The 20991-nt window shown below is 67.5% G+C and carries 11 protein-coding genes and 4 pseudogenes; 6 read left to right on the plus strand and 9 right to left on the minus strand.

Annotation, left to right across the window (positions count from 1 at the left end):
• Nucleotides 1–22: 22 nt before the first annotated feature.
• A pseudogene (locus tag OHU34_RS03610) lies at nucleotides 23–704 on the plus strand (HNH endonuclease family protein).
• Between the two features lie 119 nt (nucleotides 705–823).
• Here the strand turns inward: OHU34_RS03610 and OHU34_RS03615 are convergent.
• Complete coding sequence (locus tag OHU34_RS03615; RefSeq protein ID WP_405764653.1) at nucleotides 824–1231, minus strand: lamin tail domain-containing protein; 408 nt, start codon at nucleotides 1229–1231, stop codon at nucleotides 824–826.
• 135 nt (nucleotides 1232–1366) lie between these two features.
• On the opposite strand from OHU34_RS03615, the gene OHU34_RS03620 reads away from it, so the two are divergent.
• Nucleotides 1367–1786 (plus strand): transposase, encoded by a 420-nt coding sequence (locus tag OHU34_RS03620; RefSeq protein ID WP_405764656.1) that lies wholly within the window; start codon nucleotides 1367–1369, stop codon nucleotides 1784–1786.
• Nucleotides 1787–1833: 47 nt separating this feature from the next.
• On the opposite strand, the gene OHU34_RS03625 is transcribed toward OHU34_RS03620, so the two are convergent.
• The 6 genes and pseudogenes from OHU34_RS03625 to OHU34_RS03650 all read right to left on the minus strand — a co-directional run.
• The gene (locus OHU34_RS03625; protein WP_405764659.1) at nucleotides 1834–2034 is read right to left on the minus strand and encodes a hypothetical protein; all 201 of its coding nucleotides are present in this window, start codon (nucleotides 2032–2034) and stop codon (nucleotides 1834–1836) included.
• Between the two features lie 343 nt (nucleotides 2035–2377).
• Entirely contained in the window at nucleotides 2378–2848 is a 471-nt protein-coding gene (locus tag OHU34_RS03630; RefSeq protein WP_405764661.1) for an SMI1/KNR4 family protein, read from the minus strand.
• A gap of 31 nt (nucleotides 2849–2879) precedes the next feature.
• Nucleotides 2880–13460, minus strand: coding sequence for a LamG-like jellyroll fold domain-containing protein (locus OHU34_RS03635; RefSeq protein WP_405764663.1), 10581 nt, complete (start codon nucleotides 13458–13460; stop codon nucleotides 2880–2882).
• 342 nt (nucleotides 13461–13802) lie between these two features.
• Nucleotides 13803–14354 (minus strand): hypothetical protein, encoded by a 552-nt coding sequence (locus OHU34_RS03640; RefSeq protein ID WP_405764665.1) that lies wholly within the window; start codon nucleotides 14352–14354, stop codon nucleotides 13803–13805.
• Nucleotides 14355–14597: 243 nt separating this feature from the next.
• Nucleotides 14598–15209, minus strand: coding sequence for a hypothetical protein (locus OHU34_RS03645; protein WP_230193910.1), 612 nt, complete (start codon nucleotides 15207–15209; stop codon nucleotides 14598–14600).
• A 348-nt stretch (nucleotides 15210–15557) separates the two neighbouring features.
• A pseudogene (locus OHU34_RS03650) lies at nucleotides 15558–15807 on the minus strand (transcriptional regulator); the annotation flags it as partial.
• 518 nt (nucleotides 15808–16325) lie between these two features.
• On the opposite strand from OHU34_RS03650, the gene OHU34_RS03655 reads away from it, so the two are divergent.
• Nucleotides 16326–16712, plus strand: coding sequence for a peptidase inhibitor family I36 protein (locus tag OHU34_RS03655; protein WP_142267730.1), 387 nt, complete (start codon nucleotides 16326–16328; stop codon nucleotides 16710–16712).
• A 99-nt stretch (nucleotides 16713–16811) separates the two neighbouring features.
• On the plus strand, nucleotides 16812–17111 hold the full coding sequence (locus tag OHU34_RS03660; protein ID WP_230193911.1) for a hypothetical protein: 300 nt from the start codon (nucleotides 16812–16814) through the stop codon (nucleotides 17109–17111).
• 96 nt (nucleotides 17112–17207) lie between these two features.
• Here OHU34_RS03660 and OHU34_RS03665 read toward each other — a convergent pair.
• A pseudogene (locus OHU34_RS03665) lies at nucleotides 17208–17345 on the minus strand (IS30 family transposase); the annotation flags it as partial.
• A 2-nt stretch (nucleotides 17346–17347) separates the two neighbouring features.
• Complete coding sequence (locus OHU34_RS03670) at nucleotides 17348–18337, minus strand: helix-turn-helix domain-containing protein (RefSeq protein WP_142268239.1); 990 nt, start codon at nucleotides 18335–18337, stop codon at nucleotides 17348–17350.
• A gap of 652 nt (nucleotides 18338–18989) precedes the next feature.
• On the opposite strand from OHU34_RS03670, the gene OHU34_RS03675 reads away from it, so the two are divergent.
• Nucleotides 18990–19763: a hypothetical protein gene (locus OHU34_RS03675; RefSeq protein WP_405764669.1), complete on the plus strand. Its 774-nt coding sequence runs from the start codon at nucleotides 18990–18992 to the stop codon at nucleotides 19761–19763.
• Nucleotides 19764–20249: 486 nt separating this feature from the next.
• Nucleotides 20250–20753 (plus strand): annotated as a pseudogene (locus tag OHU34_RS03680) (hypothetical protein); the annotation flags it as partial.
• Nucleotides 20754–20991 lie beyond the last annotated feature (238 nt).

Genomic DNA, 20991 nt, shown 5'->3' on the forward strand with positions numbered 1-20991 from the left:
GCTCGCCCTCTCCCTGCTGCCCATCACCGCCCCGGCCACCGCTGCAACGACTGCCCAGCCATCACTTCCTGCCGCGGGTCGGACCACCGTGACCGCGGCACCCGCGGCACCCGCGGCCGCGCAGGATGTGCCGCTGTTCCAGGCCCTGGAGTGGATCGGAGAGGCTCCCGAGAGCCGGGACGGCTACAGCCGGGACCTGTTCAAGCACTGGAACAAGGGCCTCAACCCCACAGACGGGTGCTCGACACCCGCAAGGAAGTCAGCCTGTCCGAGGCCAAGCTCGCCCCGGAGACCGGGGCGCGGTGCGCGCTGTCGGGCGGGCGCTGGTTCTCGGAGTACGACCAGGTGTGGGTGACCGCGGCGTCCTCACTCGATGTCGACCACATGGTGCCGCTGGCCGAGGCCGGGGACTCCGGGGCGTCGGCGTGGACGGCCGCCCGGCGCGAGGCGTATGCGAACGATCAGGGGCCCCGGCGTCGCTGATCGCGGCAACCCTCTCGGGCAGCTCCAACCGCTCCAAGAGCGACAAGGACCCCGCGGACTGGCTGCCCGTCGAGGGCTACCGGTGTGAGTACAGCGGGGCGTGGGTGGCGACCAAGCTGCGCTGGCAGTTGCCCGCGGACCCGGCCGAACACGACGCCCTGACCCACCTCGCAGAGGCCTGCCCAGACGCCACCGTCACCTACGAGCAGGTACCGGAGTGACCGTGGCCGGCACATGACGCCGGGCGGCGTGCCCGCCCTTGGAGAGGGTGGGCACGCCGCCCGGGGTGTCAGGTCTGCCGAGCCGCCGCACGGCATCCACCCTCAGGAGGGCGGGTGGGTCAGTGGTGGCCGCCGCGGCGGTGGCCCCAGGACTCGTCGTCGACGAAGCGGCCGTGGTCGTTGCGCAGGGTCGCGGTGTCGTGGTCGTTGTTCCACACATACGCGCGGCGGTCCTGGTAGAGGTCGGCGCGGGTGTCACGCCCCTCGCCGGTGTGGATACGCACCGTGGCACGGCCCGCCAGACGGTAGTGGTCGAAGGTGTACGTGTGACCGGACTCGTCCCTCAGGGTCCGGCCGTCCAGGTTGACCGCGTAGCGGGTGGTGTTCGTCAGTTCCACCCACTCCTTGTTCAGCGACCGGTTGGACCGGTTGTCGCGTCCCGGGGAGTCGTACTGGACGTCCGAGATCTCCACCTGCGGGTGGTGCGGGCGGGCATGATCGGCTGCGGTCGCCGGCAGCGCCGCCACCGAGACCAGAGCGCCGGCGGCGAGGGCTGCGGCGGCCAGACGGCGGGCAGTGACAGAAGCGATCTTTCACAAGAATTCATAGGTAGTCTTCTCATTTATGACCGCTGCCCGGACGACAGCCACAGGCTGCCCACGATGAGCCGTGGGGCCCGGTCAGCTCCGATCCGGTGCTCCACGGAGCCGGCCGAGGATCGGGGCGAGCCGCTGCGTCGACGAACATCGCGCCCCGGAGGTCCAAGGTCCAGATCTACGGCTCACAGCCCGACAGCACCTCGTCGCCCGGAAGCTGGCCCGCAAACTCGCCGCCGCCCCGATTCACTGCTGGGCGACAAGGGCTACGACTCCAACCCACACCGGGAGGAGCTGCGCAAGCGCCGGATCCTGCCGGTCACCCGCAGGGGCGCCCTGAACATCAAGGGCCTGGGAGAACTCCGCTACGTCGTGGAGCAGACCTTCGCCCTGCTCCACCAGTTCAAACGCCTCGCCGTCCGATGGGAACGCCGAACCGAACTCCACGACGCCTTTGTCTCATTGGCCTGCGGCCTCATCCGCTGAAGGCGACTGAAGAAGCACCCGATCATGACCGTGTCACAAGCCCTTGTCTACAACTCACGCCACTCCCCCAGAGAGCCGGTCGCCCACGTCTGTGTGAAGTCGTGCACCAGGTCCCACGCCCGATCGATATCCAGGACAAAGTCGCCCGTGAACACGGCGAGGTCGTCCACGATCGGGACTTCGACCTCGGCACCCGAGGGCACGGTGCCGTCTCCTACGAGCAGAGAAATCCGCTCGGTGCCACTCATCAGATGGACAACAGCGTGATCATCCCGGAAGGCCAGGAGCAGCACCGGGAACTCTGTCCGGCGGCCGAACCTCGACATACCCCTGCCCACGGGAACGCGGGTCGTTGAAGCGGTCTGACAGATCCTTCACCTCTGAACGTCTCTCAACCGGATGGAACAGTCCCGATTCCGGCGACGTCGCAGCCCACACCACACTCATCCAGCCCCTTTCCCCGCACAGGTCATCGCCCACGATCCAGGGTCACGCTCCACCACGACACGAGTACTGGGACTGGTTCGCATGATCATGTTACGAGCTCTTAGGGAAAGTTACGCCGCGCCCGGACAAGAAAGCATCTTGCCACTACGACTCCATCACCCCAACAGATTCGTAGGTCGGATCACCTTCAACTATCGGAGCTTCCAACTCCCCCCGAATTGCAGCCCACAGGAATTCAGTGAACGACATATCAAATTGAATCCACTGACCCATGTCAATAACCACTGACCAATACATCACACCGCCTCGCGGAGGACGCAAGAAGACATAGTTTCCAGATATCGAACGAGCGACGGGAACCAGACCTCCAGGCGCTGGATATACGGAGTACGGATACTTATCGGGAGCAGAATCACGCAACTCCGAATAGGCGGCCTCCGCTTGCCCCCAAAGCACCTCGAGTCGTAGTCCGCGACCATCCCCGGCCGCTCTGGGATGAAATACGTACAACTGATCATTTATGCAGCCGGGACCGTAAGCAGTCACGAACTGCTTGTAATCATCCGGGAGTGCCAAACCGGAGCGCTGCTCAACGAGTTGCCAGTCATATTCCACCTCGCCTCCAACATGAGGCTGACCAAGAAGATCACGGAACCGAGAGATTTCCACCACTGGACCTTTCACTGCAAGAGTAGCCGCCCGCAGCTCGATTATGGATCACACAGTTCAGGCGATAACCGTCATCCCCCACCGCACGCATCTTTATCTCGTTAGGTATTGCGGGATTCGTCCCCCCATATACGGGAATGACCGCCAAAGCAATACTCTGCCCCTCTTTCATTGCGTTCGCAATCTCGTCTTCCAAACCCCTCATATGCGGGGAATTAGCTGGAGTCTGATAGCCGGCCACGAAGTTTCGCAGAGTATCGTTAGCGCCACCCATCTGGTTGCCGATCAAGTGTAGCGCAGCACGATTATCAATCGGCAGGTCGTAGAACCCGGCAGGCTTCCACTTCGGATCCAACCGCCAGGGGCGAAGATCATACGAGTCCATATAGGCAACTGCACCAGTAGCCCTGCAGTCATCCGGATTCGACCCAAAGCGAGTCATTGGAGCGTAATAGAAGGATGGATCTGTGGACGGCAGGTCTCTGGAGCAGGAACTACGGGTGCGCCGGGCGCTGTGGTCTGCTCCAGAAGCCCCGTAGCCAAGGTCAGGGTCAACGTCCAACTCGGGGAAAAAGTCCTGAAGTTCATCAAGACTAAGCCCGTCCTCTGGCGTGTACGTCTCGGCCGTGCTATTCGCCAAACTCAGGAAGTCGGCTTCCTGCACCTCCACCGCCAAGTCTAGGGACTGCCTCAGAATGCTTGACGTGTCCACCTTCATTTTCGGTACGGATCGCTTGGGTGCCGTCTTGGGGCGCGGACCCTTGTTGGGGTTTTGCGGCGGGCGTGGCGTCCGGGGAGCCGTAGTGCCCTTGCCTTGGTTCGCTGTGGGGGTTGAACGCCTGGGAGCGGTGGGCTTTCCGTTCACCGGCCGCCCGCTGGCTTTCCCCTTGACGGGGCCCTTCGGCGGCCGACCGTTGGTCGAACGGGTGGGGCCGCGGTTGGAGCCGAGGTTCATCTCTCTCTGCATTTTGCGGGCTTGTGCGCGGCTCGCGGTTCCTCTCCCCGTGCTACTGCTGCTGGCGCGGCTACGCGAGGATGAGGAGCGGCGGGTGGTGAAACGGCTGCTGCCGCGGAAGCCCATGGTTCCCGTGGAGCCCACTCCGCTTCCGATATCGCGTTGCCGTATGTGTCCCGTGGGGTCGGTCCCGTTCAGCGGTCCGCCGTTGACATAGCCGTACCGGTTGGCTTCTCCGGAGGGTTCCGGGTCCAGCTGCCATGTGTCCCGCGATCCGAAGGACCCCGTCCCCGGCTGATACCAGCGGGCGGCCATGTTGACGTCCCCGCTCGCCGGGTCGGTCCAGCCGGACTGGTAGCCGACTGCGGGGGTGGTGCCGCTGGTTGCCGTCTCCTTGCCGAAGGGGTCGTAGGAGGTCGAGCCGCTGACCGATTTGCCGTCCGTGGTCAGGCCGGCGACCAGGTCGGTGTGCTGGTCGGTCAGGGCCCACTGGTCGGTGGTACCGGTGGAGAGGGAGAGAAGGGTGCCGTCCGGGGCCCGGTTGTAGTCGGTCGTGCCGTCGCTGGCGAGGTTGTTGGAGCCTCCGTCGTAGGTGAAGGTCGTCGAGCCTCGGGTCTGGACGCGGTCCATAGAGTCGTATGCGTACGTTGCGCCGCCGTCGGTGATCTTGCGTTCGAAGGCGTCGAAGGTCAGGGAACGGGCCGTACCACCACCAGTGCTGGTCGAGGACAGGGTGCCGCGTGCGGTGTACGTGTAGGTCGTCGTGCCGTCCGTCAGCTGGCGGTTGCGGGCGTCGAAGGTCGCCGTCGTCGTGCCTGCTTTGGTGCGGTTGCCCGCCGCGTCCCACTCGTACGACGTGGTTGCCGTGGCGTCCTTCGTCCAGGACGTCATGCGGTTCGCGTAGTCGTAGGTATAGGTGTTGCTGCCCGCGCCAGCCGTGCCCGTGGTCTTCTTCGACGCCACATTGTCGTCCAGGTCATAGCCGTACGTCGTGGAGGCCACGCTCGTCGTACCGTCCGCCGACGTGACGGCGTCGGTGTTCAGGCGGCCCAGCTCGTCGTAGCCGTAAGTGCGCTTGGCGGTGACTGTGTACGGCGCTGTGCCCGTCTGGCTGGTGGCGTACTGCTCCAGGCTGGGGCGGCCTGCCGCGTCGAAGTCGTACAGGACGTTGTTGCCGGTGATCGAGTCCTGGACGGTGTCGATGCGGCCGGCGGCGTCGTAGGTGTAGCCGGTGGTGCCTGCCGTGGTGGTGCGTTGCGTCATGCTGCCGTCGGCGTTGTAGGCGTACGCGGAGGTGCCGCCCGGGCCTGCGGCGGTGAGCAGCGCGCCCCGGTCGTTGTAGGTGTAGGTGTTGCGGGTCAGGCCGTCTGCGGTGCCGATCGAGGTCAGGCGGCCGGCCAGGTCGTAGCCGAGGGTGCGGGTCGCTGTCGTTGCCTCCGCGCCCGTGCCTGTCTCTCTCGTCAGGCGGCCGAGGCCGTCATAGGTGCGCTCACGCTTCACTCCGCCCGGCAGGAGCTCGGTTACCGGCTGGCCGGCCTTGTCGTAGACGGTTGTCCACGTGCGGTCGGCGGTGTTCGGGTGGGCGGTCGTGGACGGCTCGATGGTCGATTCGGGCAGGCCCAGACTGTTGAAGGTGTAGACGGTCTTGTTGCCGCGTCCGTCCGTCAGCCGGGTGAGGTTGCCTGCGGCGTCGTAGCCGAGTGTCGTCGTGATCGATGTGGTGGCGGTGACCGGTTCGGTCTGGGTCGTTGTGCGGCCCAGTGCGTCGTACACGTATGTCGCTCGGGCTTTGCTCCCGGCGGGGATCGCCGCCGTACGGTTGCCTTCGGCGTCGTACTCGGCGGCCGCCGTGCGCAGGGCGGTCGTGCCGGTGCCGTAGTCGGTGCTGGCCGTGATGTCGCCGAGGGCGTCGTAGGCCGTGGTCGTGCGGCGGTTGGTCGCGTCCGTGGTCTCCGTCTGGCGGCCCAGGCCGTCGTAGTCGAACTTGGTGATGCCGACCGGGTCGGTCAGCGATTTCGGCTCGCCGGCCGCGTTGTAGGTGCTCGTCGTGGTGATGCCCGCCGGTGTGGTCGACGCGGTCTGGTTGCCGGCGTCGTTCCAGGTGTAGCGGCTGACCAGGTTGGCGCTGGTCGGGTAGCGCTCGACGGTGGTTGCCGTCAGCTGTCGGCCCAGTTCGTCGTAGGTGGCTTCGGTGCGTGCGCCCATCGGGTCGGTGACCGAGAGCTGGAGGCCGGTGGGGGTCCAGGTGGTGCGGGTGACTCCGCCGCCGTCCGCGCTCTCGGGGTTGAGCAGGTCTGAGTCGGTTTCTGCCGCGACAGCTGCGGCGGCGTCGGCGGCCGGGTCTGTCTGGGCGGTCAGCTGCCCGAGCTGGTCGTAGGCGTAGCGCGTGACGCGGCCCAGGGGGTCCGTCGCTGTCTGCGGCTGGCCGAGCGCCGTGTAGGTGGTACGCGCGGTCGCCGTCAGGGCGGTCGTGGCGCCGGGCGGGGTGTAGTCGGGCAGGGTGACGGCGGTGGTGCGGCCGAGGCGGTCGACCTCGGTGCGGGTCACCTTGCCGCGGGCGCCCCGTGCGGCGGTGGCCTCACCGAAGGTGTTGTATCCGGTGAGCGTGGTCGGCTTTGCCGTGGTGGCTGCCGCGCCGTTCTCCTCGGCCTGGACGGCGGGAGCGGTCTGCTGCACCGGGCGGCCCAGCGCGTCGTAGCGGTAGGTGGTGGTGTACGCGACCGGGTCGGCTCCGGTGACGTTGCCGCGCGGGCTGACCGACGTCAAAGGCAAGCCGCGGTCGTCGTAGGTACCGGTGGTGATGTGGGTGGTGGTGCCGTCGGTGACGGTCTGCTTGGTGACGTTGCCCGCCGGGTCGTACTCGGAGGTCGTGGTGAGCTTCTTGGTGGCGGAGATCGTCTGGGTCTGTTCCTTGATGCGGTCGTCGCTGTCGTAGGTGTAGGTGGCGGTGCGGTTCAGGCCGGAGGGGTCGAGCACACTGGTCTGGGTGCGGCCCAGGGCGTCGACAGTGAAGGTCTGGGTGGTCGTGCCGGCGCCGGTGACCTGCTTGGTGAGGTTGCCCGCCGGGTCGTAGGTATCGGACTCCAGCACGATGTCGTGGCGGGTGCCGTCAGTCTGGGTGACCTGCTTGGCGGTGGTCGTGGCCGCGAGGCCGTCGTCGTAGTAGGTGTAGGCGGTCGTGGCGCCCATCGCGTCCGTGGTGGACGCCAGGCGGCCGGCCGGATCGTAGGCGTTGGAGACCAGGGTCAAGTCTCTGGTGGTACCGGACGGATCGCCTGTCCAGTCGTCCAGGACCGTGGTGGCGTGCTGGTCGCCGGCCGTGTAGGTGTACATGACGTGGGTGCCCGCCGGGTCGGTCATGCCGACGGTCCGGCCCAGTTCGTCGTGCTCGTACTGGGTGGCGTTCTGCTCGGCGTCCGTGGCGCTGTCGTTGAGACCGTGGGCGTCGTAGTGGTAGGTGACAGCACGTTCCGGGTCGCCGCCGGTGGTGTCCTTCGTCGACTCCGACAGCAGGTTGCCGTCCTCGTCGAAGGAGCGGCTGATCACTGCCGTGTGAGTGGCCTGGGTGATCTCGTTCTGTACGCCGGCGCCGGTCTCGGTGACGATGTGCGAGGCCGCGTCGTAGGTGTAAGTGGTACTCACGCCAGCCGGGAAGGTGTCAGAGACCTGCTTCTCGGCGGTCTTCCTGCCGAAGCCGTCGTAGGTATACGACGTCACCAGCCCTGAGGGCGAGATGACTTCGGCCAGGTCTCCGTTCGTGTAGTAGCGGTACGACGTCTTCGCACCGCCCGGTGTCGTCTGGGTCAGCACCAGCCCGGCCGGGACCGTGCCTCCGCCGACCGCAGTCTCGGTGCCCGCGGTGTAGGTCGTCGTCGCGGCCGAGGAGTCGGGGCGGGTCACCGTGGTGGGCAGGCCGAGGGTGCTGTAGGCGTACTGGGTGCGGTAGCGGGTGTCCTTGTAGTCGGTCGAGCGCTGGTCGCTGAGGGTCAGCGGTTTGTCGTTGCGCGGGTCGAGCGGGTCGCTGGCGTTGAGGTAGTAGGAGGAGAAGCTCGTCCAGCACGAGTCTGCGTCCCGGCAGGTCGTGCTCGAGACGACGTTGCCGCGCGCGTCGTGGCCGGTGACGGTGGCGTGGCCGTTGGGGTCGGTGACGGTGTGGAGGTTGCCGGCCGTGTCATAGGCGTAGGAGGTGAGCGCGCCGGTGGCGTCTTTCGCCGCGAGCACGCGCTGGCCGCGCAGGGCGTCGTAGCTGGTGGTGCTGGTGTGCTGCTGCGGGTCGGTGACCTTGACGGTGGAGGTCAGGCCGGAGTCTGCGGCTTCGGCCTGGGCGCGGTAGTGGGCGGAGACCTGATCAGCGGTCAGGGTGCCCCGGTAGAGAGCGGCTTCGTCGAGCTGGCCGTTGAAGTAGTAGGTGGCGGCGGGCAGGTCCATCCAGCCGCCGTTGGCGTAGCCGCCGCCGAGGTAGGCGTAGGTGCGGCTCTGGTCGGCGACCGCGCCGTCGATGGAGCCGAGTTTGACGCCGTCGAGGTAGAGGCTCTGGGTGGTGCTGGCCGAGGTCAGGACGACGTGGTGCCACGCGCCGTCGGTGACTGCGCTGGGCGAGGTGACGGGCGCAGGGAACACTCCACCGGTCAGATAGAACCTGCCGCGCAGTTTGCCCGCTCCATCGATGTTCAGCACCGGGAGGGCTGAGGTGGGTGTCTGACCAGCGGCCGCGTTCTGGAAGGCGAGCAGGACGCCCGAGGCGGTGGTGGTGCGGAACCACAGCTCTGCGGACATGTCCGCGGTGCCCGCCAGGGTCGACGCGGGCAGTTGCACGGTGCCGCCGCCGCTGAGTTTCACAGCGCGGTCGTCGCCGGCTCCGAACACGCCGCTCTGGTCGAGCTGCGAGGTGGCGCCGGTGTCCGGGCGGAAGGTGGCGTTCATGCCGGGGCCGCCGACCTCGCTGCCCAGGGCGGTGCCTTCGTCTTCGCCGAGGCGCCAGTAGGCGGCCGGGGCATCGGCGAGCGCGACGCCGTCGTACTGGTCGCCGCGCCCGGCGACCAGGCTGCGGCGGGCCTGGATGTGCTGGTTGGGGGCGTCCGTCTGACCCGCTGCCACGGGGACGTACTTCCACACGCCCGCGGTCTGGGTGAAGGTCACCAGCGGCTTGTCGTAGAAGGCGACTTCGTCGATCTGGCCGGTGAAGTTGCGGTAGCCCGAGGCCTGGCCGTCCCAGCCGCTCGAGGAGTAGCCGCCGCCGACGAAGACGTGGGCGTAGCGGTCGGCTGGTACGCCGGTGGCCGTGGTGGTCTGGAGGGCGCCGTCCACGAACAGGGCCTGCATGCCGGCGTTGCCGGTGAGCAGGACGTGGTGCCAGGTGCCGTCGGTGAGTGTTTCCTTCGACAGCAGGCTGGTTCCGGTGCCCGAGAGACGGCCGCGGAGTTTGCCTGCGGAGTCGATCAGCAGCATGGGCCGCCAGCCGGCCGGGGTGTCGCCGAGGTCGGCGTCCTGGTTGCTGACCAGGACGCCGGGGCCGGCTGTCTTGAACCACAGCTCGAGCGACATGGCGGTGCTGGTGCCCAGCGACTCCGCCGGCATCTCGACCGCGCCGTCGCCGGTGAAGCTCGCCGCGGTGTCGTCGCCGTCGGCGAAGATGCCCGCGCTGCCGAGGTGTGTCCCGTCCAGGTAGCTGCCGGCCAGGTCCTCGCCCAGGGGGCTGGCGGCTTCGGCGCCGCCGCGCTCGCCCAGGCGCCAGTAGCCGGTCGGGGTGCTGCGCTGGATGGTGTCCGCGTAGGTGGAGGAGGAAGTCGAGTAGGTGGGCGCGGAGACCCTCCAGGTGCCGCCGTTGTCGTCGGTGTGCTCGGTGAGGCGGCCGCTGACGGTGTCGTAGGTCGCGGTGGCGTGCTGTCGGCCCGACGGCAGCGTGACCTTGGTCAGCTGGCCGACGGAGGTGCGTGCGGCGTAGTGCTCGGCGATGGTGGCGGGGTCCAGGGTGTGGTCGTAGAAGGCGACTTCGTCCATCTGGCCCGTGAACGGGTACCAGGCGGCGGCCATGTCCATCCAGCCGCCGTTGGCGTAGCCGGCGCCGACGAAGGCGTACTCGCGGGACTGTTCGGCGATGACGCCGCTGATCGAGCCGAGTTTCACGCCGTCCAGGTAGAGGCTCTGGGTGTTGGCGGCGGCCGTCAGCACCGCGTGGTGCCACGCGCCGTCGGTGACCGCCTGCGGGGAGGTGATGGGGACCGCGGACGCGCCGCCGGAGAGGTAGAAGCGTCCTCGCAGCTTGCCCGCACCGTCGACGTTGAGCACGGGCAGCGCGGTGGTGGGCTTCTCCCCCACATCGGCGTTCTGGAAGCTGACGAGCACACCGGCCGCCGTGGTGGTCTTGAACCACACCTCGATGGTCGGGAAGGCGGACGTCTTCAGCGTGTCCGCCGGCAGTTCGACGACCGAGTCGACGCCGTCGAAGCCCGCGGAGGTGTCCGCCGTGCCCCCGATCGCCGAGCTCGCGCCGAGCAGGGTGTCGCGGTGCACCGCGTCGTTCAGGCCGGTGCGCGAGACGGCCTCGCTGGCGGCCACGGAGCCTTCGGCCTCGCCGAGCCGCCAGTAGGAGGTGGGGGACGAGTCCAGCACGCCGCTGCGGTAGACCGAGCCGGTGGTGTACTCGTACATCGTGCACTTGGTCGTCGACGTCGGCGGGCACACCTTGGTGAGCTGGTCGCCGGTGTAGGTGTACGACCAGGCAAGTCCTGGTGTGTTGGCGTCGATGGCGCTGGTGGTGACGGTGCTGACGTGCTGGCCGGTCCAGCCGAACGACAGGGAGCGGCCCGACAGGTCGTCCGTCACCTTCTTCACCGGGCCGCCGGTGGCGCTCTCGTGGGTGATGCTCTGGCTGCGGCCCGCGACGTCGCTGATCTTGGTGAGGACACCGTCGGCCAGGAAGCGGTAGGTGGCGCCGGAGCGTTCCCGCAGGATCCAGTCCGTGGACTGGCGGGCCAGGGTGAGTGAGCCGCCGGAGGGGCCGGTGTAGGTGCCGTCGGCGTTCTTGCCGAACCTGGCCTGCGAGCCGTCGGACAGGGTGATGAGGACCGACGCGGTGGCCGGTTCCTCGCGCAGCTGCATGTCCCAGCGAGTGGACCAGCCGGTGCCGAACGCTCCGCCGCTGCGCGGGTCGAGGGAGTTGTAGGTGCGGGTCAGCGACAGTTCGGGACCCACTGTGGTCAGCGCGGCGTCGGTCGCGGCCGTGACGTAGTTACCGTCACGGGTGCCGATCTCCTTGCCTTCGTCGGCGCCGCCGAGATGGCTGGTCACGGCAGGCTGCGGGACCTGCGTGGTCAGCAGCGCGGCGCCGGGGCGGGTGGAGGTGGCGGAGCCGTCGTAGGCGTATCCGTACCAGGCGTATGTCTTGTCCCAGGACAGCCAGCCGGACGGCACCGCCCACTGCTGGCCGTCGCCGCGCGTGCCGGTCTTGCAGTTCTTGCGCAGGTCGCTGCCCTCGACCTCGCAGACCTCGAAGGAGTACTGCAGGGCCGCCTTCGGATAGCGGTCCGCGTCGGTGGCCTTGGCCCACAGGGTCGGGGTGAGGGTGTTCACGGTGATGCCGCTGCCGGGCGATTCCGCCGTGAGCTGCGGTGGGATGTTCACCGCGGAGAGCCTGACCGCCGCTCCCGGTACGCCGGCGGCGGTGAAGCGGCTGACGCCGACTTCCTCCATGGTCCACTGGACGGTGTAGGTGGCGGGTGTCAGCGGGGCGACCTTCGCGTCCAGGGTGATGGACTCGCCGGGCGAGATGGCCTGCGGCATCGCCGTCCAGCGGATCTTCGTGCTGTCGGTGATCTCCTTGCCCGCCGCGTCGAACAGGTTGTAGCGCAGCTTGTAGTTGCCGTTCGCGGGCCAGGTCGCCTGTCCCTGGTTGGTGACGGTGACCTTCTCGACGCCCTCGGTGGTGGCGGTGACCGGGGCGGTGAAGTCGCCGAGCGAGTAGGCGGCGCCGTACTTGGTCCAGGTGACGTCCAGGCTCGGCTTGCCGCCCGGGTAGTCGTCGGAGCCGAACTGCTTCCAGCTCTTGGAGTCGGTGGCCGACGCCTTCACGGCCAGGCCGTAGTTCTTCTTGCGGGCGTGCGTCCAGTCGTCGACCAGCTTGCGGCCGGCGGCGCCGAGCTTGATGGTCTCCCAGGCGGCACCGCAGGACCATGTCTCCGTGCCCGAGGGCCGCCAGCCGTGCGCGAAGCTCTTCGACGCAAGCGAGGCACCCGTCGAGGGCCCAGGCCACTTCGACGTCGTGGACTCGGCCCAGTTCGAGGTGATCGGGTGCACGGTCACCGGCCGGGCGGTGCACGACTGCGACCAGGTGTTGTACAGCGCGAGGTTGGCACTGACCACCCAGGCGTTCTTCAGGGTCGTCTCGAGCCCCGCGAAGCGCAGGAACGCCGACGCCTTGTGACTGCCGGCGTCGTAGGTGCCCACCTTCAGGACCGTGTCCGAGGCGAAGTTGGTGGTGTACGGGTACTCCACGTACGTGCCCGAGGTGGCGGCCACACTCTGCACCGACGGGTCGACACGTACGGGGAAGACCCGCTCGGGCGCGGACAGCCAGCCCTTGTCGAGCTTGACGACCAGGATCTGTCGACCGTCCTCCACAGTCAGGCTGTAGGTGACGCCGGAGGAGATCACGCCCTCGTTGGAGTCGGGGGCGAGGTTCGAGTCCTGCATCCAGCCGGCGGGGGTCCAGGCGCGGACGGCGCCCTCGGCGTCGACGAACACCACGTTGCCGTGGGCGTCGAGCTGCGCGGTAAGGCCCTCTAGCTCCAGGGGGAAGCGCCACTCGGCGGGCGCGGCAGCGTCCTTGAGGACCAGGGTCTCCTTGACCGAGTCGCTGCCCGCGATGAACTCCACGTCCGCGTTGGGACGCGCGTTCTCGTAGGTGAGGGTGCTGTCCTCGGCCTGCCCCGCCACAGGGTGGGCGTCGTCCACGCCGTAGCCGACGGAGACCCCCTCGTCGACCTGCATCCGCACCACCGGGTCGGCGTCGGCCGTTCCGGCGAACTCGATCTGCGCCTCGGTCGACCCGGTCTCCCAGCCCTCCTCGCCCGCGCTCATCGTGCTGGGTCCTGATGACTCCTGGGGTACGAGAGTGGTGTCGATGGGCTTCCAGCTGCCGTCCTTGGCAAGGAAGTTGACGGGCTCGGTGTAGAAGCGGGTGGTGTACGTGCCGTCCGGGTTGAAATAGGTGCGCTCTCGCTCTGAACGCTCCCCCACCACCTCTTTGCTGCGCTTGGCGTCGAAGCCCTGCGAAGTGACAGCTCCTGGCGCCTCGACCTCGACGGCCGGTCCGGGCTGGGGTATCCGGGCGGTGCTGGGCAGACGCGTGACGCCGGCGGCCTGCTCGGCCGGGAGTTCGCCCCGCCCGTGGAGTGCCCCGTCGCGCCCGCCTTTCGCGGAGGCGTCCGTCGCCTGCGCGGAGGCGGTGTGGCCCCGTCCCGCAGCGGAACCCCAGCGCTGGTCAGGAGCTTCCCCGGAACCGACACCCGCGGACTGACCTACAGCGAAAGCTACTTGCTCCGTCCCGGCCAACACCGCCAGGACGAAGACAACAGCAAGAACCAGCGGACGTGCCGGACGCACGGAATCCCCCCACCCAAAAGATCACGAGTGGGCAATTCCTAAAGGATCTCCAAACAAATCACAAGACATCCACAAGGTTTCACAAGGTCAAGTGAGCATGATCACGCCACATTGCACGCAAAACACGCTGGTCAGAGAGCTGCGGTGCCATCATCCGACTCGACGCTCCCTGCGGGACAGGACACAGCCGGTGAGGGGGCCGGTCACCGCGATGACGCCACTGAAGCATCATCTTGATCGGGCACGCGAGGGGCCTCTGGGCCTTGAACTGACAGCTGGACGAATCAACTTGCCGTTTACCTCGGCGTGCGGGTTGGCTGTGATTGAAGGGGACTTGCTGGTCTACGAGTTGTCGGGGCAGTCAGCTGCGATCCAGGTCGCGACGAGGTCACGGCAGACGACGGTGAGTGAACCGTTCCAGAACGCGATCTCGTGACTGCAACCGTTCTGGTGGGGCAGGACCTCGTCGAGGATTACCGTCCCGACGGTCGACCAGTCATTGGCCTCGATGCTTCCGCCATCAAAGCTGGAGACACCTATGTAGCGGATGACCAGGTCTTCGTCGTGCTTCCAGCAGTTGTGCCGGAACTGGATCTCCATCTGCCGGTCATCAGCTCCGACACCGCGGATGTGCTGGACCTCCAGATCCTTCACACACCGCTTGCCGGAGAAGTCGTAGTGCTCTGGCGCAGCGGCGAATCCCCGGGCCCCGGCCGGCAGATCGTCAGCCAGCGACGGCAGGTGCTCCAGGTATCGAGCAGGGGAAAGGACGTCTGGCAGGTTGCCGACCTGTGCATCCAGATTGAAGTATTCCATCGTCCTTCGTTCCCGCTCGTGGCTCTGTTGGCCGACGAATCGTCGCACGTTTTCCGTGCTGTCGACCCGCAGATTCACGCTTGCGACACATGCCTGCAAGGCCGCCGTCCGTCCCACGTGGGACGGACGGCGGCCTTGCAGGATGCGGTCACACGGTGGGGCACCGCTACGGTGCCTCGCCGCCGGGACACGTCAGTTCACGCACCGCTTCCCGCACTTGGTGATGCCGTCGCTCTCGGCACAGGCACCTGCGGGGAAGCAGCGGTCGAGCGCCCTTTCTGCGATGGCGTGTGAGCACACCGCGTCCGAGCGGCGATCCGGTCAGCCCGCCCAGCGGGAGTCGAGCGCGATGGTCTGGAGGCGGTCGAGCGTGAGCGGGGGCTTCGGCCTCGTCACCGGGCCGCCCTCGGCGTAGGAGTTCACTTCCTGGACGATGACCCGGCGGCCGTCGGGGTGGAGGGTGTCGACCAGCCACACCACGGCGGAGCCGCCCTTCTCCGATGCCCGCTTGGCCCGCTTCACCTGGGTGCCGTCGGCCAGGGTCAGGGCCTGGCACGCGATGTACTCGCCCTCGCAGCCCATGAGCCCGTCCATGACGTCGCCCATGTCGTGCTGGGCGTTCACCCCGATCATGCTCTTTCCGCGGCCGTCGTCCCAGACCAGGGCGGCGTAGCCTTCCTGGCTCTGCTCGTCGGAGATCTTCGCGCCCTTGGGCAGCAGGGACTTCAGCACCCGGACCATCTGGCGGCCGGACAGCGGCGCGCCCGAGTCGGACAGCGCGGTGGACGGGGCAGAAGCGCTGACCGGAGCGTCGGCGGTTTGCGGAGCGGCGGAGGCCTGCGCCGCCGCACCGAGCCCGAGGGCCAGGACGAGGCCGGCGGCGACGGCCACGCGGCGGGCCGGACGACGGCGTGCGGGAGTGTTCCTGTTCATGTGGTGGCTTCCTTCTCAGGTTCAGAGCGCAGGTGTTTCCTGCGTCGTGGGGCGGCGGGTGGTGCGAGGCGCCGCACGCCGCCCGGGCACAGGGGTGTCCCGGTGCACAAGCGCAGGGAGGTGGTCGTCGTGCTGCCGGCGGGACGGTCGTGCCGCCTCGGCCGATGCGACATCCACAGATTCCTGGACGCCGCGGACCCCTGGCAACAGCTGCCCCCGTATCCGGGACAGCGGGACCGTCCCACCTGCGTTGACCTGCGCGAACAGGGAGGCCTGGGATGCCGTTCCGGGACGCGGGGACGACCCGCGCCGTGCCGGCCGGCCATCGGATGCGGCCGATGTCGCCCGTCAGCCGCCGGTTTCCGCCTCGCCGTCGGCGGCGGTGGTCATGGGGACCCAGCCGGCGGGGCCGCGGTACCAGTAGTGGGGCAGCCTCTTGATGCTGGTGGTCCGGAACGGGCGGCCGTGGTCGTCGATGCGCACCGTGCCGCTGCGGCCCTGCGAGGACCATTCGAGGTCGAGGTACCAGTCGCAGGTGCAGGACTCGGTGCCCGCCTGAGACCAGCAGGACCTCCGGCTCCTGCAGGGACACCCGGTAAAGGCCAGCAGCTCGTCCGCATCGTCGGTGATCCTCGCGAAACGGCCTTCGGGAACTTGGCACCGTAGGTGCGGGCGAACGCACTGTGCCCGTTACGTCACTTGACCGCCCCTTGCCCTCACGATCTGTCCGTATGTGGCATCACGATCGGCTCCATGCCCCCGGCGGGCTGACAGCAAGGGCGAAGCTCCGTCCGGATCGGAGGATGTGCTCCAGCGTGAGCGCTTCCGTCACCCGCTTGGCAGAGGAGCTGAAGGTGCCCGAGGTCTGGATCGGCTCGCGCCCGCCTACCCGTACACCAACAAACCCCCTCCAAGCGTCATGGCTACTGCGCGGGGCCTTGTGAAGTAGACGCAACGCCTCCGAAGAGTGCACGCATTGCCAACGCGGCAGCACGGCACTTGGGCATCCTTGATCAAGCGCCGGCTCGGAAATCGGGGCCGCGCTGTCAGCCCAGTTTGTCCATGGCCTGCGAACTCGTTCCTGACGCGGCTATCGACCAGACACGGAGGAAATCCATGAATCTGCGGCGCAAGTCAGCGGTGACACTTTCCACGCTTGCCCTGGCATTTGCCGGCATAGCGACAACGGCTACCCCTGCGGCGGCTATTGGAGGGTGCCCTTCTGGAAAGCTCTGCCTGTATGAGGGCACGAACTTCACATCTCTCACCTTCACCAGCGCCAGCACCAAGCTCTGCTTCGACCTGGCGTCCTTCGGCAACGGGTTCCAGAACGGTGTCCGTTCGTACGTCAACAATCTTCCGGTGAAGGCCGAGGTGTTCCACCGAATCAACAGCAGCACCATCGTGCTGGACGGAACCATCAGCCCCGGTGGATCCAGCTCCAATACCGGCAGCACGACTTTCGGGGCTAGTGGCGTCGTATGCACGGGTGGAGCGCGATAGACAGGAGCTGCCACCTCCCACGAACCCGGCTCCAACACGTGGCGTGGGCAGCCCTTCCTCACCACGCTGCGCCCCGAGGACGACCTGTGCCCGGCTTCGGTGCCGGGCATCGTTCGCTTCGTCGAGGAAATCCTCAGCGAGGACGGCCAGGATGTCGCGGACATCCAGGAGCAGCTGGAGACCGCCGCCCTGAGCCGGGCCGACGAGGCGCACGGTGCACCGGGTGCGCAGTCGGCGCGCACCACACCGGCCGATGCCTTGCGGCGCATTCATCCGATGTGGCGCACCAGGTCCGGCTGGTGCGCCACATCGTGCGCACTACCCGCACTGCAGTCGCGCATGGTGCGCACAGGTTCCGGCCTCGCGCCTCTATCACACACCCCCTTGTCCGTGACCTGACCGGCGGCTGGGACAGGGGCTGACAAGGGGAGATATGCGCCCTCGCACCTGGTCAAGGGTCGGCTAGGCGCCAGCGCGCATGTACGCACCGGTTGTCGCGTATCGTGCAGCGTCCTCGGCGCCGAAGACGGACAGGCCGGTGCTCTTGGGGAAGTACTGGCGCAGCAAGCCATTCGTGTTCTCGTTCTAACCGCGTTGCCAGGGGCTGGCGGGCTCGCAGAAGTAGATGGAAACGTCTACGTCCTGACGTGCTCGGACAGTGCCTGCGACCGGTGCTGCTGGGGTGAGAGCCCGTAGGCGCTGCGGAAGGCGCGGGCGAAGTCGGAAGCGCGGGGGAAGCACCAGTAGGCGGCGATGGCGTGGATCGGCCGGTTACGCAAGGCCGGGTTGGCCAGGTCGCGGTGGGCGCCCTCCAGCCGCCGGTTGCGGATCCAGGTGGCGACGGGTTCTCCAGGCGACTGCTGAAAGATCCGGTGCAGATAACTGAGAGAGATGTGGTGCGCGGCGGCGATCGCCGACGGTGTCAGTTCCAGGTCGCGCAGGTTTTTCCAGATGAATGCCTGGACACGTTCGGCCGTGACCCGCCGGTGAGTCTCGGGCGGCAGCGTGGGCTCCGCGTTCACCAGGGAGGCGAACCATGCGGACACAAGATCGAGTAGTACCGTACCAAGGCGGGGCGCGTCGCACGGCTGGAGGATTTCGGCCTGTCGGCCAACGTTGATGAGGAACTCCGTCAGTATCGCGCCGACGCCCTCCTGGCCTGGCAGCCTCCTGCCCAGCAATGGCTGGATTCGGTGCGGCGGCATGGGCAGTGACGCCTTGGGGAAATCCATCCCGATCCCCTTGACCGCACGACGCTGCGGATCGTCCGTGGCTCGCAGGTCATATGGTTGGGAGCTGTCGACGACGTGCAGGTCCATCGAGCCGAACACGTCACTCCGAGCGGCATGTTCGAGAGCCAGCCCTCCATCGAGCAACAGTGTGAGGTGATACCGCTCGGGGTCGGACTGGCGGATCATCTTCGGGCTTCGCCGGTAGTCTGCCGGCAAGGCGGACATCGGCATAACCGCCACCGGGCCCATATCCATGAGATGGGCCGTCGCCCAGAAGTCGGAGGCGTGGATGCTGGTCGCGTCGCTCGGGCGTGTCGGGTCGATCAGTTCACGCCAGACGTCGAACCGGTCTTCGGCAGGCAGATCCTCGCTCCGAAACACGGTCCCGATCATTGGGTTCCCCCCGGATGGCCTCTGACGCTCGATCTCGTCCACATCCTTGCACGCAGAGATCATTTCGGTCCGGGGAAGTTCCGGCAGTGGCCCCGGGATGTTCACGATGTCGTTCGTAGTTGGATCCACCGCGGGAGGGCACGAAACATTCTTGGCTAAGGGTGGGCCTGGAGTTCTTGATCGCGCTGTGCGAGCTCCGTCATCGCGGGGTGGGATGCAACGACGAGCGCGGCTCACGAGTGTCAGGTCGACGGCCGTAACTGCCGACGCTCCCACGGCCACCATCAGGCCTGCCGGCAACCAGCGTCGGGACTGCGGATTGCCGAACGCCGGCCAGAGACGTCATGCAGTCCCTTTCTTATCCGGCGCTCAAGCCGACCCCACCGACCGAGGACCCGAGAACCGGGACCGGAACAACAAAATCAGGAGCATCACGATGTGGAAGCGGACCCGTGCGGCAGCAGCCGTATCGCTCGTTCTGTTCGTCGGGGGCTCGCCGGCGCTCACCTCGTCGGCTTCGGCGGCCTCGTCGACCTTTGACTACGAGGTGACGCGCAATGCGGCGGCGTATCGGGACATACCGGGGACCGACGTGGTATTCACCGCGGCGGCAGGAGAGAGGTCCTATCTGTGGTCGCGGAACCTTTCGGTGGTGAGCGTGTCGAACCTGGGCAGCGGGGACAATGTCGGAACCACCGCGGCGGTGCGGTGCCGCCACTCCGACGGCACGGCACTTCCTGCCGACTCGGAGGCCGGGGCGTACTGGGCGGCGAACATGGTGCCCCCCGGAGAGAACTCAGCGGCTCCCGCTCTGCGCTGGGTGTTCACCGCGCCCAGTGCGGGGACGTACAACTGCCGTCTGTCGGTCACCAGTTACTCGACGATCATCCAGAACGGGCGCAGCGTGACGATGCGGGTTCCCGCTGGTGTCGAACTGGCTCGGGGCACGTACGCGTCGACGGCGCGCTGGACGCTGCCGGCCGCCGACACCACGGTGATCGCGCGGGGGGTTACGCAGACCACCCTCGGATACACCTACACGCCCGGCAGCGGCGACGACGTCACGGTGGTGCAGGACGCGGCGTTGACCACCTGCGCCCCCGGCTCCACGATCTGCGGCGGCGGCTCGACCGCCTACAGCGGAACGCAGGCCGAGACGTGGATCGAGGCCCAGCCGCAGAACCCGGACGGAAGCAGGTGCGGCGGCCCGATCGTCGGCCCGGTGGCAAGGTGGAACATCTCCACCGCCAAGCATCACCAGACAGCCGCGAACACCCTTCACCTCGACAAGGCCCAGTTGGGCGGCTGCACCCAGACGCGCGTGTCCCTCAAGGTAAGGAACGTGGACGGCAACCCGGTCAACCTGCACGCCGGGTACGCCCCGGGACAGATCGCCGCGACCCACGGTCTTGCCTTCACGAACTGACCATTGTGCTGTCAGCGGTGCATGCCCGACCGCTGATGTACCCGGCTGGACCACTTCACTCCTCTCCACACCTGATGCGGACGACCCACGTGTGACGGTTCTTCGGTACGACTCTCCGAAGCAGCGGCGTCCGGCGTCCTGCAGCCGCCTGCGCTGCTTGCGCAGCTCCTGCTTCTTCTCCGCGCCGCTTCTCCTTGTGCCGGCCGAGGAACTGGCCTTGTGGCTGCGTTGCGTTCCTTCACGATCGTCCTGCGCATCGGCTATCGCTGCCAGGGACTGGGAGGGGGCGTGCGGGAGCGCGGGAGGGTCCACGTACTGCTTCGTCGTCAGTGCGGAAACTTCGATCACATCGACTCTGCCCCCGACGATTCTGAGCCCGGCCGCCGCACCGTCGACTGCCCGGCGCGTCGGATCCCCCGGCGCGCAACACCGGTGAGCGCGCCCCGAGCACCGGCAGAGGCCGCCCGGCGCCACCGAAGGCGAGCCTACTCATCGACACCGCTCTCGGAGTCCTCGTCGTGGCAGGCAGGCGGCAGTTCGGGGTCCTTCACCTGGTCGTACGGCTTCTCGATGCCGCCCGCGGCGGCAGGCCCGGCGCCCGCACCGTCGCTGTCGTACGACTCAGGCAGCGTCGATGGCCGTACCGCCACGACCAACAACCAGGGCTCGGCGGTCGGTGAGGGTTTCACGCTCACCGAGTCCTACATTGAACGCTCCTACGGCTCCTGTGACGACGATGGTCACACCGACATGTTCGACCGCTGCTGGAAGTACGACAATGCGAGCCTTGTTCTGAACGGCAAGGCAAGCCGACCGGTCAAGGACGACGGCAGCGGCCAGTGGCGACTGGAGGACGATGACGCCTCGAAGGTGACTCGGTCCTCGGGCGCGGACAACGGGGACGACAACGGTGAGTACTGGACTGTCACAACGGGCGACGGCACCAGGTACGTGTTCGGCCTGGACAAACTTGCGGGCGCGGACGCGCGGATGCGGCCAGCGTGAAGCAGCCGACGAGCATGAACGGCGCCTGGACGCACAGGGGCGAGGTGAGGGGGAGCCCACCCTGACCGCCTCCTGACATCTGCCCGGGCCTGACTTCCACCGGCAGGCAACAACGAGCTTACGACTCAAGGTCGGCTACATCACGAAGACCTCCAAGTCTGCTGGGCGCGCGAAAGCTCGAGGTTGGACACCAGCCGGACAGCTCGTCTCGTGAAAGCGCGAG

The sequence above is a fragment of the Streptomyces sp. NBC_00080 genome (genome assembly GCF_045041255.1).
In the GTDB taxonomy this organism is placed as follows: Bacteria; Actinomycetota; Actinomycetes; order Streptomycetales; family Streptomycetaceae; genus Streptomyces; species Streptomyces coriariae.

What these genes read in the sequence shown, in the direction of transcription:
- OHU34_RS03625 (WP_405764659.1), bottom strand. Translation starts at nt 2,034, where the DNA reads ATGAGTGGCACCGAGCGGATTTCTCTGCTCGTAGGAGACGGCACCGTG.
- OHU34_RS03645 (WP_230193910.1), bottom strand. Translation starts at nt 15,209, where the DNA reads ATGAACAGGAACACTCCCGCACGCCGTCGTCCGGCCCGCCGCGTGGCC.
- OHU34_RS03655 (WP_142267730.1), top strand. Translation starts at nt 16,326, where the DNA reads ATGAATCTGCGGCGCAAGTCAGCGGTGACACTTTCCACGCTTGCCCTG.
- OHU34_RS03670 (WP_142268239.1), bottom strand. Translation starts at nt 18,337, where the DNA reads ATGATCGGGACCGTGTTTCGGAGCGAGGATCTGCCTGCCGAAGACCGG.
- OHU34_RS03620 (WP_405764656.1), top strand. Translation starts at nt 1,367, where the DNA reads ATGAGCCGTGGGGCCCGGTCAGCTCCGATCCGGTGCTCCACGGAGCCG.